The organism is Oleiphilus sp. HI0061, assembly GCF_001635675.1.
Map to the genome: position 1 here is coordinate 1 of NZ_LWFE01000415.1, position 709 is coordinate 709.

At 39.8% G+C, this 709-nt stretch carries 1 protein-coding gene; it reads right to left on the reverse strand.

Going from position 1 to position 709, the window contains the following annotated elements; translation table 11 throughout:
- On the reverse strand, window positions 1-495 hold a 495-nt coding region (locus A3735_RS05645), incomplete at its 3' end, for an NrdJb (RefSeq protein WP_068637723.1).
- Window positions 496-709: the final 214 nt, after the last annotated feature.

Sequence of the window (709 nt, forward strand, 5' to 3'; positions counted from 1 at the left end):
CATTTCTTCAGACTTGATTAGACCGATAGTCTTCATGTGCTTCTCGACTACAGAGCTAATCTCGGCTACTAATGATGGCATATAGACGCCACCTTTCTTGTAGTAACCACCGTTCGGGTCATAAACTGAAGATAGCTCTTCGATCATGAAGGTGATGTCGCCACCTTTACGGAAGACGGCAGAGATAACGCGAGTTAAAGCGATTACCCACTGATAGTGTTCCATCGACTTAGAATTAATGAAGACTTCATAAGGTCGTCTAATTTCGTGGTCAGTATCTTCATTAAGAATGATGTCGTTAATAGTAATATATAACGCATGCTCAGATACGGGTGGTTTAATTTTATAAGTTGAGCCGAGAAGATAGTCTGGTCGTTTAATCGACTCATTCATCTCTACTGGAACAACCTTTGGCGTGTTGTCTACAACATGCGCTTTATCACCGGAGTTGTCTACTTGATAACCGACGATTTTCTTTTCAATTTTAATTGCCATAATTTTTTACCTATCAATCTGCTACATAGTGAAGGGTGCTTAGTGTATTGCTCACTATGTCTAGTATTTTCCGTAGGTACCTTCTTTCAATGCGTCGAATAAGTTCGCTGCTGAATGAATTTCACCGTCGTATTCTATTTCTTCGTTACCTTTCGCTTTTACTTTTGTACCATCTTCTAGCGTAAATTCGTAGATGGTGTTCTCAAGATCAGAC